Consider the following 13471-nt stretch of genomic DNA (forward strand, 5'->3'; position numbering starts at 1 on the left):
CACCCCTGAACCGACGACGCGCGGCGGCCGATCAGCCCAGCAGCGCCGCGTAACCGGGCTTGATCACGTCGTTGATCAGCTCCAACCGCTCGTCGAAACCGATGAACGAGGACTTCATCGCGTTCACCGTGAACCACTGCATGTCCTCCCAGCCGTAGCCGAAGGCCTCGTGCAGCAGGGCGAACTCGCCCGACATCGAGCAGTGGCTCATCAACCGGTTGTCGGTGTTCACCGTGACCCGGAAGCGCAGCTTGGCCAGCAGCCCGATGGGGTGCTCGGCCATCGACCTGGCCGCCCCGGTCTGCAGGTTCGACGACGGGCACATCTCCAGCGGGATCCGCCGGTCTCGCACGTAGGACGCCAACCGCCCCAGGTGCACCGAGCCGTCCTCGTCAACCTTGATGTCGTCGACGATGCGGACGCCGTGCCCGAGCCGTTCCGCGCCGCAGTGCTGGATGGCCTCCCAGATCGACGGGAGCCCGAACGCCTCACCAGCGTGGATCGTGAAGTGCGCGTTCTGCTGGCGGAGGTATTCGAAGGCGTCCAGGTTCCGGGTGGGCGGGAACCCGGCTTCCGGCCCGGCAATGTCGAAGCCGACGACTTCGGCATCCCGGTAACGGACCGCGAGCTCGGCGATTTCCAACGACCGCGCGTTCTGCCGCATCGCGCACAGCAAGGTACCGATTCGGATACGTTTCCCGGCCGCCGCGACGCGCCGCTCGCCTTCCCGGAACCCGTCCTGGACCGCCTGCACGACCTGGTCCAGCGTCAGCCCGCCGTCCTGGAAGAGCTCCGGGGCGTAGCGGACCTCGGCGTACACCACGCCGTCGTCGGCCAGGTCCTCGACGCACTCCGCCGCGACCCGGGCCAGCGCCTCCTCGGTCTGCATCACCGCCACGGTGTGCGCGAAGGTCTCCAGGTAGCGCTCCAGCGATCCGGAGTCCGCCGCCTCCCGGAACCAGTTTCCCAGCGCAAGGGCGTCTTCGTGGGGCAGTTCGGAGTACCCGGCAGCCTGCGCCAGATCGATCACGGTCTGCGGCCGCAGCCCACCGTCGAGGTGGTCGTGCAGCAGCACCTTGGGCGCCTGCCGGATGGTGTTCAGGTTCACCGGAGTCGACATGCATCCACGTTACAGGGCGCCGAGGGGCGCCTCACGGACAGCTACCAGCGAAAACCTCGTGGGAACTTCGGGAACTCGGAGTTACTGGAAGTTGTCGGCGCAGGATGCGCGTACTGCAAAACTCACCCAGATGGACCCAAACACAACGCTTAAAGCAATCAGCGGCGAGTCGGCTGGACTTTTCAGTCGAACAATGCTGCTCCAAATGGAGTCACACCCCGATGTGCAATCACGCTATGCATCGGGGGGTGCCTGGGAACACGGGAAGTGAGTGGCTAGGCTCGGTGAGTCCTCACCTCCCCTCGACGAAGGACGCCCCTAGCCGTGACCGAGAACATGTCGTTCGACCGCATGCGGAACATGCTCACGCGTGCGGCTGAGATCCGCGAGAGCGAACAACAGCAGATCTTCGACGCCCTGGACGAGATCCACGCCCGGCTCTCCCCGCTGGAGTCGCTGGGTTCCGTGCGGAAACGATTGTCCGAGCTGCCGGACCGCACCGAAGTCAGCGTGCTCGCCGAACGACTCGACGAAGCGCTGGCCAAGCTCGAGGCGCACGACGGTGCGCTCGTCGAGCTCAAGGGCTCGGTCGACGGGCTGGTGGACAAGCTGGCCAAGCCCTTCGCCCAGCTCGACGGCCGCCTCGACGGGGTCTCCGGGCGGATGGACGGCGTGGTCGGCCGGATGGACGGCCTGGAGGACAAGCTCGGCCACATCCACAAGCGCCTGGACGAGCTCGGCCTGCACCTGGACAAGCAGGACGGCCGCCTGGAGTCGCTGCCCGCGACGGTGCACGGCCCGGTGCGCGAGCGCATCGACTCCCTGGAGACCAGCCTGCGCGGCCGCTTCGCCGAGATCGACGAGGGCGTGCACGAGCACCTCGACGGCACCCGCGAGGCCCTGCAGCGCGCGGTCACCGAGTCCACCGGCAGCGCGCAGAGCACGCTCGCCGACGCGGTCGCCGGCACCCGCGACCAGCTCGACGCCAAGCTGGACCAGCTCGCGGCCCGCCCCGCGGTGGACCCGACCGACAAGCTGGACAAGCTGGCCGACCGGCTGGAGCAGCTCACCAACCGGCTGGACCAGGTGTCGTCCCGCCTCGACCAGGTCGAGGACAACGTCAACACCCGGATCGACACCGTCGAGCAGGGCTTCACCAACCGCCTCGAAACCGTCGAGGAGGGCGTCAAGACCGGTCTCGGCGACCTCGGCGGAACGCTGTCGAAGAACCTGACGCAGCTGTCGGGCACGCTCTCGTCGCGCCCGGACAGCGAGGCGCTGAACGCCATGGTGCGCGAGGCGAACGAGGAGAGCGTGCGGCGCCACGCCGGGCAGCTCGACGAGGCCATGGCGACCTTCGCGGAGCTGATCCTCGGCGGCAGCGCCCCGTCGGCCCCGCCGCCGCCCACCACGCTCCCGCGCCAGCAGCGCCGCGGCCGCTCCAAGAGCGCCAAGCGCGACACCACCGACAAGGCGATTACCGACGGGGAAGACGACTTCACCGCCGAGAGCGCCTGAGTCGGGGTCCGTCGACCCACCTCGCGTGGCGGTGCCGGTAGCGGTGCGACCGCGGAACCGCCACGCGAGGGCTTCGTCAGGTGCTGGCGGTGACCCGGTCCAGAATCAGCGGCGTCGACCTCCGGTCGGCGCCGCTGATCTCGTACGCGCCCCGCAACGCCTCGCGCGCTGCGGGGACCGCCTCCGGCCGGTCGGTATGCAGCTCCAGCAGCGGTTGGCCCGCGGTGACGCGGTCACCTGGCTTCGCCAGGCACAGCACACCGGCGGCGTGCTCGACGTCGTCCTCCTTGCGGGCTCGACCGGCCCCGAGCCGCCAGGCCGCGAGGCCGACGGCGAAGGCGTCCAGCTCGGCCAGCACCCCGCCCTCCGGCGCGGTGATGACGTCGACGTGCCGCGCCCGGGGCAGTTCCGCGTCCGGGTCGCCGCCCTGGGCCTTGATCATGCGCTGCCAGGTGTCGTAGGCGCTGCCGTCCGCCAAGGCCTCCGCCGGGTCCACATCGGACAGCCCAGCGTGGTCGAGCATCTCGCGGGCCAGCGCCAGCGTCAGCTCCACGACGTCCGGCGGGCCACCGCCGCGCAGCACGTCCACCGCCTCCGCGACCTCCAGCGCGTTGCCCACCGCTCGTCCCAACGGGACGGACATGTCGGTGATCAGCGCACTGGTGCGCAGGCCGCTGGCGGTGCCGATGTCCACCAGCGCGGTGGCCAGCTCCCGCGCCTGGTCGAGGTCCTTCATGAACGCGCCGGACCCGCACTTGACGTCCAGCACCAGCGACTGCACGCCCTCGGCGACCTTCTTGCTCATGATCGAGCTGGCGATCAGCGGGATCGACTCGACGGTGCCCGTCACGTCGCGCAGCGCGTACAACTTCCGGTCCGCCGGGGCCAAGCCCTCCGTCGCCGCGCACACCACCGCACCGACGTCGTCCAGCTGCGCGCGCACCTCCGCGTCGGAGAGCTGCGCCCGCCAGCCCGGTATGGACTCCAGTTTGTCCAGCGTCCCGCCGGTGTGCCCCAGCCCGCGCCCGGACAGCTGCGGCACGGCGGCCCCGCACGCGGCGACCAGCGGCGTGAGCGGCAGGGTGATCTTGTCCCCGACGCCGCCGGTGGAGTGCTTGTCCACAGTGGGCTTGCGCACCGAGTCGAGCGCTAACACCTCACCGGAGGCGACCATCGCCGCCGTCCACCGCGCCGTCTCCTCCGGTGTCATGCCGCGCAGCAGGACCGCCATCGCCAACGCAGCCATCTGCTCGTCGGCGACCTGGCCTCGCGTGTAGGCGTCGACGACCCAGTCGATCTGGTCGTCGGTCAGGCGACCGCCGTCTCGCTTCGCCCGGATTACATCAACTGCAGAGTGCACGACCGCCTCCAGGGTTCGCTGTGGACCTTCTCATCTGTATAGAGGGACGAACCTTCCGAACAGATACACCTCGGACGGGTGATGTTGGGGTTCTGGGGGTGGGGATTGGGGAGCGGTGGTGGTAGCCGGTGGGGTTGGTGTTCGGGTTCGCAGCGGTGGGGGTTGGGTTTGGGTGTGCAGCGATTTCAATCGAAATTGCCGTCGTTCTCGATGCTCACTGCGGAAGGGCGGTGAGGCAATTTCAATCGAAATCGCGTGAGGTTCGGCAGCGTTGCCTTGGTGAACCAGGGGTTGGTTCGGTTTTTGCGGCGGTGGGCGGCTTGGGGTTCCCTGGGTGAGGTTGGGTTCATAGTTCGAAGGCGTGGGGGAGGACCCTGGTCATGGGCAGGGGGCCTTCTGGGGTGTCCACCAGGCAGTTCGGGCCGCCCAGTTCCTGGAGGAGTTGGCGGCAGCGGCCGCAGGGCATCAGGAGGTCCCCTTCCCCGCTCCTGCAGGCGACCGCGGTGAAGCTGCCTCCTCCGGTCAGGCGGAGTTGACCTGCCATCGTGCATTCTGCGCAGAGGGTCAGGCCGTAGGAGGCGTTCTCCACGTTGCAGCCCGTCACGATCCGGCCATCGTCGCAGAGGGCTGCCGCGCCGACCTGGAGGTTCGAGTACGGGCAGTACGCCAGGGCGGCGGCCGAAACCGCCGCCGCTCGTAGCGCATCCCAGTCCACGGTGGTCACTAGTCCGATCCCCTCCGGTACTGCAGGCCGTTCGCCGCTGGTGGTCTCAGGCGCTGGGAGGCCACCGCCAGGACCACCAGCGTCACCAGGTGGGGGGTGTAGGCGGTGAGTTCCGTGGGGAGTTCGTCGGTGTACCAGTAGACCGCGTACATCACCGCGGAGGCGACCAGCGCCAGGCCTGCCGCGAACCAGCTGCGCCGCCACACCTGGACCGCCGCGACCACCACGAGCAGCAGGGTCGCACCGTAGAACAGGGCGTGCACGCTGGTCTCGCCGCTGCGCAGCTGGAGGCCGTCGGAGTAGCCGAACAGCGCCGCGCCGCCGAGCAGACCGCCCGGGCGCCAGTTGCCGAAGATCATCGCCGCCAGGCCGATGTAGCCGCGGTTGTTCGTCTGGCCCTCCAGGTAGCCCGCCTGGCCGGGGTTGAGGATCAGGGCCGCACCGCCGATCCCGGCCAGCGCACCGGAGATGATCACCGCCAGGTACTTGTACCGGTAGACGTTGACGCCCAGCGACTCCGCCGCCACCGGGTTCTCCCCGCAGGAGCGCAGCCGCAGGCCGAACGGCGAGCGCCACAGCACCAGGTAGCTCACCGGCACCAGCAGGAACGCCAGCATGGTCAGCGGCGACACCCCGGTGACCAGGCCGCCGAGAATGCCCGCGGCGTCGGAGATGCCCACCCGCTGCAGGTCCTCCAGCTCCTGCAACCAGGTGCCCAGCGGCTGCGCCGAGTAGGTGTCGAACTTCGGCACCGGCGGCGACTCCCGCGGGTTCTGCGAGATCGGCTCGAACACCAGCGTCGCGAGGTACTTCGCCAGCCCCGCCCCCAGCAGGTTGATCGCCACACCGGACACGATGTGGTTGACCCCGAAGGTCACCGTCGCGATCGCGTGCACCAGGCCGCCCAGGGCACCGAACACCGCCGCCGCGACCAGCCCGGCCACCGGCCCCCACTGGTAACCGGCCCAGGCGCCGCCCCAGGTGCCGAGGATCATCATGCCTTCCAGGCCGATGTTGATGACCCCGGCGCGCTCGGCCCACAGGCCGCCCAGCGCGGCCAGCAGGATCGGGATGCCCAGCCGCACCGCGGACTGCACGGTGCCCGACGAGGTCAGCTGCGGCACATCCGTCTGGTAGGACGTGATCGACACCGCCGTGAAGGCGACGGCCACCCACAGCAGCACCCGCGCCCAGCCCGGCACCTTGCGACTGGTGGGCTTCGGCGGAACCTTCGTCGGCTCCGCGGTCACCGCGGTCGTCATGCCCGCTCACCTCCGGTCCCGGCGGCGGCCGGTGCTTCGGTCGCAGTGCCCAGCGCGCGCCCGACCCGCCGCTGCTCGGCGGCGAGCTCGCGGCGGCGCACCAGCTCGTAGGCCACCACCACGGAGAGCACGATGGCGCCCTGCAGGATGGTCACGATCTCCTTCGGCACCCCGATGTTGTCCAGCGTCAACGAGCTCTTGTCCAGGAAGGACCACAGCAGCGCGCCGAAGGCGATGCCGACCGGGTGGTTGCGGCCGAGCAGCGCGATGGCCAGGCCCGCGAAGCCGTACCCGGCCGGGAAGTTGATGGTGAAGGTGTGGTCGCGGCTGAGGATCTCCGGCAGCCCGGCCACCCCGGCGACGGCACCGGAGACCAGCATCGCCGACATGATCATGCGCTTGGAGTCCACCCCGCCGGCCAGCGCGGCGGTCGGCGACAGGCCCGAGGCGCGCAGCTGGAAGCCGTAGCGGGTGCGGTCGACCAGCACCGCGTAGCCAACGCCCACCGCCACCGACAGCAGCACCAGCCCGAACATCGTCCCGGCACCGCCCAGCGGGATGCCCGGCACCTGGCCGGACTCCGGGATGCGCGCGGTGCCCTGCATGTTCCCGCGCATCTCGCCGAAGGTGGACACCAGGTAGGCGATCAAGCCGATGGACAGGGTGTTGAGCATGATCGTGGAGATCACCTCGGACACCCCGCGGTAGACCTTCAGCACTGCGGCGATCCCGCACCACAGCGCGCCGGTGACCGCCCCGACCGCGACGACCAGCGCCGCGTGCAGGCCGAACGGCAGGCTCACCGCGCCGCCGACGATCGCCGCCACGCAGGCACCCAGCCGGTACTGGCCCTCGATGCCGATGTTGAGCAGGTTCATCTGGAACCCGATCGCCGCGGCGATGGCCACCAGGTAGTAGCTGCCCGCGGTGTTGACCACGTCCACCGCGGTGGTGCCGCGCCCGAGCTGGGCGATCATCTCGCCCAGGGTGTCGACGGGGTTGGCCCCGGAGATCAGCAGCACCGCGCTGCACAGCACCACCGCGAAGACGATCGCCAACCCAGCCGGGAGCAGACGTGTCCGCCAGTTGCTCATGCCGTACCGCCTCCAGTACCGCCTCTCCGCGATGCGCAGTGGTGGTTGCGTTTCCGGGTTGGCTCGCGTTTCGCGGGTGCTTGTGGCTGGGTTGCGTCACGGTCCCCTGAGGTCCCGTTGCGGGCTGCTCGGCACCGGGGTGAGTTGTGCGCAGCGGACCACCGCCAGTGCCTCTCCGCAGTTGCTGGTGACTGGATCGAGCGCTCGGGTTGGAGCGGGTTGTGGTCACCGACCAATCGCCGGCGCCGCTTCACCGTGGTTCCCCGTGACTGGGTTGGGGTGTGCCGTGCGGGCTGGAGCTGGTTGTGCGCAGCGGACCACCGCCGGGGCAGCTTCGCGGTTGGTGGGGGTTGGGGTGGGTTGTTCATGCGACCTCACCGTCCTGAGCTCCGGTCATTGCCGCGCCGAGGGACTCCGGGGTGACCGCGCGGGGGTCCGCTTCGGCGACGAGCTGGCCTCGGAACATCACTCGGATGGTGTCGGACAGGCCGATCAGCTCGTCCAGGTCCGCCGAGATCAGCAGGACCGCCAGGCCCTCGGCGCGGGCCGCCCGCAGGTGGTCCCAGATGCCCGCCTGGGCGCCCACGTCCACGCCGCGGGTCGGGTGGGCCGCGATCAGCAGCTTCGGGTCGCCGGAGAGCTCCCGGCCCACCACGAACTTCTGCTGGTTGCCGCCGGAGAGCGCGGCCGCGTCGACCTCGATGCCGGGGGTGCGGACGTCGAACTCGTCGACGATCCGCGCCGCGTCGGCCCGCGCGCCCTGCCGGTCCAGCCAGCGGCCGCGAGCGGTCGGGCGGCGGGTCTGGTGGCCGAGGATGCGGTTGTACCAGAGCGGTTCGGTGAGCAGCAGGCCCTGCCGGTGCCGGTCCTCGGGCACGTAGCCGATGCCGGCCTCCCGGCGGGCCAGGGTGGACAGGCCGGTCAGGTCGCGCCCGCCGAGGATGATTCGGCCCGAGTCGACCGGGCGCATGCCCATGATCGCCTCGACCAGCTCGGTCTGGCCGTTGCCCTCCACCCCGGCGATGCCCACCACCTCCCCGGCGCGCACCACCAGGTCGACGTCGGACAGCACCGCGCGGCCCTGCTCGGCGGCGGTCAGCTCGGACAGCACGAGCACCTCGCGGTCGGTCACCGTGGACTCGCCGCGCTCGGGGACCGGGAGCTCGCTGCCCACCATCATCTCGGCCAGCTGCTGGCTGGTGACCTCGCTGGTGGGCACGGTGCCGATGGTGGTGCCGCGGCGCAGCACCGTGATCGTGTCCGCGATCGCGCGCACCTCGTCGAGCTTGTGCGAGATGAACAGGAAGGTGAAGCCCTGCTCGCGCATGGTGCGCAGCGTCGCGAACAGCTCGTCGACCTCCTGCGGCACCAGCACCGCGGTGGGCTCGTCCAGGATGATGATCCGCGCGCCGCGGTAGAGCACCTTGAGGATCTCCACGCGCTGCCGGTCGGCCACCCCGAGCCGCTCGACCAGCACGTCCGGCCGCAGCTCGAAGCCCGCCCGGGCGGCCAGCGCCAGCACCTCGCGGCGGGCCTTCGCACCGATGCCGTGCGCGCCCTCCGCGCCGAGCACGATGTTCTCCAGCACGGTCAGGTTGTCGGCCAGCATGAAGTGTTGGTGCACCATGCCGATCCCGGCCCGGATCGCCTCGGCCGGGGTGCGCAGGCGCACCTCCTCACCGCGCACCCGGATCGTGCCGGAGTCCGGCGCCTGCATGCCGTAGAGGATCTTCATCAGCGTCGACTTGCCCGCGCCGTTCTCGCCGCACAGCGCGTGCACCTCACCGGTGCGCACCGACAGGTTCACGTCGGAGTTGGCGACAACGCCGGGGAAGGTCTTGGTGATGCCGGTCAGCTCGACGGCCGGTGGCTCGCCGGGGTCCGGGTCGGTGGCGGTGTTCATGGTGCTCCAAGGGACGTCGTCTCGCGGCAGCGAAGCGGACGGACGCTCAACTTTGGACGGTTTCGGTCCGGTGGGGACGGTTTGGCGCGAAACCGCCACCGTCCCGGGTGAAGCGCGCGGGGCACCCCCGGCCAGCGGAGGCGCCCCGCACCGCGCACGTCACGGCTTGTCGGAGACCTTGATGTCACCGTTGGCGATGGCGTTCTTGTAGGCGTCCACCACCGGCACCAGGTCGTCGACCATGCCGCCCGAGGTGGAGTAGCCGACGCCGTCGATGGCGAGGTCGAACTTCTTCGGCAGCGACCCGAGGTCGTCGCGGGCGACCGCGGAGATGTAGTCGTAGACCGCCAGGTCGACGCGCTTGAGCATGGACGAGATGATCACGTCCTTGTACTCGGCCACGGTCGGCTGGTTGTACTGGTCGGAGTCCACCCCGATGGCCTTGGCTCCGGCCTGCTCCACCGCCGAGAACACGCCCTTACCGGAGGCGCCCGCCGCGTGGTAGACCACGTCCGCCCCGGACTCCAGCTGCCCGGTGGCGACCTCGGTGCCCTTGTTCGGGTCCTGGAAGCCGCTGAAGTCACCGGCCGGGGTCAGGTACTTGCTGTCGATCTCGATGTCCGGCGCGGCGGCCTTGGCGCCCGCCTCGAACCCGGCCTGGAACTTCTGGATCAGCGGCGTCTCCACCCCGCCGACGAACCCGACCTGGCAGTTCTTCGACCGGTGCGCGGCGATCACGCCGACCAGGAAGGAGCCCTGCTCCTCGGCGAAGACCAGCGAGGTGACGTTGGGCACGCCCTCGACCTGCTCGTCGATGATCGCGAACTTGGTGCCGGGGAACTCCGGTGCGACGACCTTGATGGCGTCGGCGTAGGCGTAGCCGACCGCGATCACCGGGTTGTAGCCCTCGCGCGCCAGCTGCCGCAGGCGGGTCTGCTTGGCGTCCTCGGGCTCGCCGGCACCGGCGTCGAGCTCCTTGACGTCGGTGAAGCCCATCTCCTGCTTGGCCCGGTCCAGCCCGGCCACCGAGGCGTCGTTGAACGAGGCGTCGCCGCGCCCACCGATGTCGAAGGCCAGCCCGACCCGCAGGTCCTTCGCCTCCGGCGGCGCCGCGGGCTGCGTCGGCGGTGCGGGTGGTGCGGCTGCGGCCGGTGGGGCGTTCAGCTGACAACCCTGGCCGTCGGCGTTGTCGGTGCCCCCGCCGCCGCCCCCGTCCTTCGCGCAACCGGCGAGCACGAGCGAGCCGGTGAGCAACACCGCCACCGCGGTGGCCGTTCGTGAACCTCCGGCACCCGAGCGCCTCCAGATCGGCGTCCGCCGCATGCCGTTCCCCTTTCCTGTTGGTCCCGCCGCGGTCCCCCGACCGCGCGCCCGGTGCCCCGGGCGCCGCGACCCGACAGAACTCCACACGATGGTGTCGTCCTCGGTGAATTGTTCGTCCGGTCCGCGGCGCACGCCATTCGGTGACGTGGCTCTCGAAATTAAGTCTTGACGCTGCTGCTTGTGCATCGCTCGCGTGTCACGAAATGATTTCTACATCGATCCACCGGAGCAGCGGACTTGTCTGGTCGATCACAGAGGGCACGGGCGAGTAGGCCCGGGCGATTGGTCGGGTCTAGCATCCGATGCGTCAAGGCCCCTGTTCGTGGCCGGTGACGGGCGTGCACCCAATGCTGATTGGGACCAACTGCGACTCGATGCCGGTCGCTCATGTTCCCGAACGGGGCCGTCAGTCCACCAGCGAGGTTGGAGGCCTTCCACCATGGCCAGCACCACCGCCTCCGCGGCCGACGCACCGGAGCGCGCCACCGCGCCGCGCGCCAAGGGGCGTCTCTACCGCGGCGATCTGGGCATGTGGTCGTGGGTCGCCCACCGGATCACGGGCGTACTCACTTTCTTCTTCTTGTTCGTACACGTCCTGGACACCGCACTGGTGCGGGTTTCGCCGAACGCGTACGACACGGTCATCGAGACTTACAAGCACCCGGTGATGATCCTCTTCGAGCTGGGTCTGCTGGCGGCCGTGCTGTTCCACGCGTTCAACGGCATCCGCGTGATGCTGGTCGACTTCTGGTCCAAGGGCACCAAGTACCAGAAGCCGATGCTGTGGACCGTCGTGGTGCTCTGGTTGGTGTTGATCATCCCGGCGGCGATCAGCTTGCTCAGCCGCGCGGTCAACGAGTTCTTCGGGGGTTGAGGGCAATGACCGTCACCGACGCACCGCTTTCCGTGGAGAAGCCGCGCACCCCGTCCCGGCCGGCCGCCCGCCGCAACAACTTCGAGCTCTACAGCTGGTTGTTCATGCGGCTGTCCGGCGTGGTCCTGCTTTTCCTGGTGCTGGGCCACCTGCTGATCATGCTGTTCCTGGACGGCGGCGTGCAGCGGATCAACTTCGCCTTCGTCGCGGGCCGCTGGGCGTCCCCGTTCTGGCAGATGTGGGACCTGACGATGTTGTGGCTGGCCGGCCTGCACGGTGGCAACGGGCTGCGTACCGTCATCAACGACTACTCGCGCAAGGACGGCACGCGCTTCTGGCTGAAGATGCTGCTGTACGTCTCGGTCGTGCTGACCGTGGGTCTGGGCACCTTCGTCCTGTTCACCTTCGACCCGAACATCGGCTAGCCGCAGACGACCACATCCGCGGCGGGGTCGTCGCCAACCCCGGACCTCGCCGCCGCCCGAGGAGGCGACCATGCAATTCCACAAGTACGACGTGGTCATCGTCGGCGCTGGGGGCGCCGGGATGCGCGCCGCGATCGAATCCGGGCAGCGCGCTCGCACCGCCGTGCTGACCAAGCTCTACCCCACCCGCTCGCACACCGGTGCCGCCCAGGGCGGCATGTGCGCGGCGCTGGCCAACGTCGAAGAGGACAACTGGGAGTGGCACACCTTCGACACGATCAAGGGCGGTGACTACCTGGTCGACCAGGACGCCGCCGAGATCATGGCGAAGGAGGCCATCGACGCGGTCCTGGACCTCGAGAAGATGGGTCTGCCGTTCAACCGGACCCCCGAGGGCAAGATCGACCAGCGCCGGTTCGGCGGCCACACCCGCGACCACGGCAAGGCCCCGGTCCGCCGCGCCTGCTACGCCGCGGACCGCACCGGCCACATGATCCTGCAGACGCTGTACCAGAACTGCGTCAAGCACGGCGTGGAGTTCTACAACGAGTTCTACGTCCTGGACATCATGCTCAGCGAGGGCCCCGACGGGCAGCAGGTCTGCACCGGCGCCATCGCCTACGAGCTGGCCACCGGCGAGATCCACGTCTTCCACGCCAAGGCGGTCATCTTCGCCACCGGCGGCTTCGGCAAGGTCTTCAAGACCACCTCGAACGCGCACACCCTGACCGGCGACGGGATGGGCATCATCTACCGCAAGGGCCTGCCGCTGGAGGACATGGAGTTCTACCAGTTCCACCCGACCGGTCTGGCCGGGCTCGGCATCCTGATCACCGAGGGCGTCCGCGGTGAGGGCGGCATCCTGCGCAACGCCGACGGCGAGCGGTTCATGGAGCGCTACGCCCCGACCATCAAGGACCTCGCGCCGCGCGACATCGTCGCCCGGTCGATGGCCCTGGAGGTGCTGGAGGGCCGCGGCGCGGGTCCGAACAAGGACTACGTGCTGCTCGACGTCACCCACCTCGGTGAGGACCTGCTCGAGGCGAAGCTCCCGGACATCATGGAGTTCTCCCGCACCTACCTGGGTGTGGAGCCCACCGAGGAGCCGGTGCCGGTCTACCCGACCGCGCACTACGCGATGGGCGGCATCCCCACCAACGTGCAGGGCGAGGTCCTGCGGGACAACGAGAACGTCATCCCCGGCCTCTACGCCGCCGGTGAGTGCGCCTGCGTCTCGGTGCACGGCTCCAACCGCCTGGGCACCAACTCGCTGCTGGACATCAACGTGTTCGGCCGCCGGTCCGGCATCGCCGCCGCGGAGTACGCGCTGGGCCACGACCACGTGGAGATGCCGGAGAACCCGACCAAGCTGGTCGAGGGCATGGTCGACCACCTGCGGACCGCGCACGGCGGCGAGCGGGTCGCCACCATCCGCACCGAGCTGCAGCAGACGATGGACGCCAACGCGTCGGTGTACCGCACCGAGGAGACGCTGAAGACGGCGCTGTCGGACGTGCAGGCGCTCAAGGAGCGCTACGGCCGCATCGCCGTGCACGACAAGGGCAAGCGGTACAACTCCGACCTGCTGGAGGCCGTCGAGCTGGGCTTCCTGCTCGACCTGGCCGAGGCCCTGGTCAACGCCGCGCTGGCCCGCAAGGAGTCCCGCGGCGGGCACGCCCGCGAGGACTACACCGCCCGCGACGACGTCAACTTCATGCGGCACAGCATGCAGTACAAGGTGCTGCCCGAGCAGGAGGACCCGGACGCCCCGCTGGGGCTCACCGGTTTCCAGGCCGACATCCGGCTGGACTACAAGCCCGTCGTCGTCACCCGGTACCAGCCGATGGAGCGTAAGTACTGATGACCGC

General features: G+C 69.6%; 11 protein-coding genes. 4 read left to right on the plus strand and 7 right to left on the minus strand.

Going from position 1 to position 13471, the window contains the following annotated elements; all coding sequences use genetic code 11:
• Positions 1 to 31: 31 nt before the first annotated feature.
• Positions 32 to 1120 (minus strand): adenosine deaminase, encoded by a 1089-nt coding sequence (locus ABT324_RS21745; RefSeq protein ID WP_351180445.1) that lies wholly within the window; start codon positions 1118 to 1120, stop codon positions 32 to 34.
• Positions 1121 to 1444: 324 nt separating this feature from the next.
• Between ABT324_RS21745 and ABT324_RS21750 the strand changes: the two genes are divergently transcribed.
• Positions 1445 to 2638 carry a hypothetical protein gene (locus ABT324_RS21750; protein ID WP_351180448.1) on the plus strand — a complete coding sequence of 398 codons (1194 nt, stop codon included), beginning with the start codon at positions 1445 to 1447 and terminating at the stop codon, positions 2636 to 2638.
• 76 nt (positions 2639 to 2714) lie between these two features.
• Here the strand turns inward: ABT324_RS21750 and ABT324_RS21755 are convergent, their stop codons facing one another.
• The 6 genes from ABT324_RS21755 to ABT324_RS21780 form a co-directional block, all read right to left on the minus strand.
• Positions 2715 to 3998, minus strand: a complete 1284-nt coding sequence (locus ABT324_RS21755) for a thymidine phosphorylase (protein WP_502949781.1) — start codon at positions 3996 to 3998, stop codon at positions 2715 to 2717.
• Between the two features lie 346 nt (positions 3999 to 4344).
• Positions 4345 to 4722 carry a cytidine deaminase gene (locus ABT324_RS21760; RefSeq protein WP_351180451.1) on the minus strand — a complete coding sequence of 126 codons (378 nt, stop codon included), beginning with the start codon at positions 4720 to 4722 and terminating at the stop codon, positions 4345 to 4347.
• On the minus strand, positions 4722 to 5984 hold the full coding sequence (locus tag ABT324_RS21765) for an ABC transporter permease (protein WP_351180454.1): 1263 nt from the start codon (positions 5982 to 5984) through the stop codon (positions 4722 to 4724). The genes ABT324_RS21760 and ABT324_RS21765 overlap by 1 nt, the downstream gene beginning before the upstream one ends.
• Positions 5981 to 7078 carry an ABC transporter permease gene (locus tag ABT324_RS21770; RefSeq protein WP_351180456.1) on the minus strand — a complete coding sequence of 366 codons (1098 nt, stop codon included), beginning with the start codon at positions 7076 to 7078 and terminating at the stop codon, positions 5981 to 5983. Before ABT324_RS21770 ends, ABT324_RS21765 begins: the two co-directional genes overlap by 4 nt.
• A 364-nt stretch (positions 7079 to 7442) precedes the next feature.
• Positions 7443 to 8981 (minus strand): ABC transporter ATP-binding protein, encoded by a 1539-nt coding sequence (locus ABT324_RS21775; protein ID WP_351180459.1) that lies wholly within the window; start codon positions 8979 to 8981, stop codon positions 7443 to 7445.
• Positions 8982 to 9140: 159 nt separating this feature from the next.
• Positions 9141 to 10304: a BMP family lipoprotein gene (locus ABT324_RS21780; protein WP_502949782.1), complete on the minus strand. Its 1164-nt coding sequence runs from the start codon at positions 10302 to 10304 to the stop codon at positions 9141 to 9143.
• Between the two features lie 439 nt (positions 10305 to 10743).
• On the opposite strand from ABT324_RS21780, the gene sdhC reads away from it, so the two are divergent.
• The 3 genes from sdhC (at position 10744) to sdhA (ending at position 13464) form a co-directional block, all read left to right on the plus strand.
• Complete coding sequence (sdhC, locus tag ABT324_RS21785; RefSeq protein ID WP_351180465.1) at positions 10744 to 11178, plus strand: succinate dehydrogenase, cytochrome b556 subunit; 435 nt, start codon at positions 10744 to 10746, stop codon at positions 11176 to 11178.
• Between the two features lie 5 nt (positions 11179 to 11183).
• Complete coding sequence (locus tag ABT324_RS21790; protein ID WP_351180468.1) at positions 11184 to 11603, plus strand: succinate dehydrogenase hydrophobic membrane anchor subunit; 420 nt, start codon at positions 11184 to 11186, stop codon at positions 11601 to 11603.
• A gap of 70 nt (positions 11604 to 11673) precedes the next feature.
• Positions 11674 to 13464, plus strand: a complete 1791-nt coding sequence (gene sdhA / locus ABT324_RS21795) for a succinate dehydrogenase flavoprotein subunit (protein ID WP_351180471.1) — start codon at positions 11674 to 11676, stop codon at positions 13462 to 13464.
• Positions 13465 to 13471: the final 7 nt, after the last annotated feature.

The sequence above is a fragment of the Saccharopolyspora sp. NPDC000359 genome, from assembly GCF_040300525.1.
GTDB lineage: Bacteria > Actinomycetota > Actinomycetes > Mycobacteriales > Pseudonocardiaceae > Saccharopolyspora.